This window comes from Loigolactobacillus rennini DSM 20253 (genome assembly GCF_001436505.1).
In the GTDB taxonomy this organism is placed as follows: Bacteria; Bacillota; Bacilli; order Lactobacillales; family Lactobacillaceae; genus Loigolactobacillus; species Loigolactobacillus rennini.
Genome location: NZ_AYYI01000102.1, coordinates 1 through 1,042, shown reverse-complemented (window position 1 = coordinate 1,042; position 1,042 = coordinate 1). Strand labels below are relative to the sequence as shown.

Sequence of the window (1,042 nt, the reverse complement as noted above, 5' to 3'; positions counted from 1 at the left end):
GTTACCGGAGCTGTCAAGTGTCATGTCGCACTCTATATGGGTGCGTGAATTGAAATGATTACTTAGTAAAGCAGATGATTGGCACTGGTGTCGCACTCTATATGGGTGCGTGAATTGAAATATGGCACCTAACGACTGTTTGCCATCATAGCCACGTCGCACTCTATATGGGTGCGTGAATTGAAATCAAAACTCTGTGCTCTGGGCATATTGGTGGTAAGTCGCACTCTATATGGGTGCGTGAATTGAAATGGATCCTGATTAATTGCTTTTGCAAAAACAGCCGTCGCACTCTATATGGGTGCGTGAATTGAAATCATCAAGTAGCTTTTTCTTACTGATTGACTTTGGTCGCACTCTATATGGGTGCGTGAATTGAAATGGAAATTTTATCCGAAATAAAAAAACACCAGCGGGTGTCGCACTCTATATGGGTGCGTGAATTGAAATAAAACCGTGGAGCGGTTAATTTCTGGGGTAAAGGGTCGCACTCTATATGGGTGCGTGAATTTAAACTGATAGTGATTTAGCAGGTGCCCATTACTGGTTTTCCGTCAATGCATAATGCATACTAGCCAGGTAACGTACCAGGCAGATAAGTGGCTTTATTATGATGTGACTACTTACAGCGGACAAGCTGGATTGCCAGATTATTATCAAATTCATCGCGACCAGAGCAAGTAAACTGGCTAACTACGGTGCCATCGTTAACAGTGAACACTACCAATTTATTCATGTTTATTTGGAGTAAATCAGCAGACTACTGGTTATGTATTATGAGTTGTTGAATAATACATAAAAATAGGGACAATTCACATTAGTGAGTTGTCCTTATTTCGTTATTACTAGACATTTAATTAGTTAAAGGTTATTAAAATTCAGCTGCATTTGCCAATGTCCGCATAAATTCTAACCGGCGGATGTGGCGGGGGACGAATTGCCGGATTTCGTCATCATTAAAACCAATTTGTACTTTGTGCGCATCCACAATAATCGGCCGCCGCAACAGGCGCGGTTCTGCGCAAAGCATAGCCAGTGTGTC

The 1,042-nt window shown here is 41.9% G+C and carries 1 protein-coding gene and 1 CRISPR repeat array; the gene reads right to left on the bottom strand.

The genetic code is table 11. From position 1 onward, the window contains the following. Nucleotides 1-24: 24 nt before the first annotated feature. A CRISPR array of direct repeats spans nucleotides 25-516; the repeat unit is 32 nt; unit sequence GTCGCACTCTATATGGGTGCGTGAATTGAAAT. 355 nt (nucleotides 517-871) lie between these two features. Then, nucleotides 872-1,030 (bottom strand): ArsC/Spx/MgsR family protein, encoded by a 159-nt coding sequence (locus tag FC24_RS10375; RefSeq protein ID WP_083485693.1) that lies wholly within the window; start codon nucleotides 1,028-1,030, stop codon nucleotides 872-874. Nucleotides 1,031-1,042: the final 12 nt, after the last annotated feature.